Here is a 247-nt window from a genome sequence, read left to right on the forward strand (position 1 = left end):
CAAGATTTGGCGCGCGCTGTGGCGTCGCCTCGCCCGGCTTCCACCAGTAATCGTTTCCGTACTGTTGGTTAGAACGACGAATGTTTCGCTGCGTCACGCCGGGCGAAAGACTCTCTGCGATGTTGTCCCAGATGAGTCGGTTCCACACAGTCTTCCAGTGCCCGAGGTTGACCAGCGGCAGCTTGCTCTGCACCGTTTTCATGAGATCCGCGCCGAAGTGCGTGTCCTTGCCGCTGTAGTAATCGCC

The 247-nt window shown here is 58.7% G+C and carries 1 protein-coding gene; it reads right to left on the reverse strand.

What is annotated here, in order from left to right:
• On the reverse strand, positions 1-247 hold a 247-nt coding region (locus tag SB764_RS43350), incomplete at both ends, for a hypothetical protein (RefSeq protein ID WP_410867217.1).

Origin of the sequence: Paraburkholderia sp. SIMBA_027, assembly GCF_046535315.1 — a bacterium.
In the GTDB taxonomy this organism is placed as follows: domain Bacteria; phylum Pseudomonadota; class Gammaproteobacteria; order Burkholderiales; family Burkholderiaceae; genus Paraburkholderia; species Paraburkholderia tropica.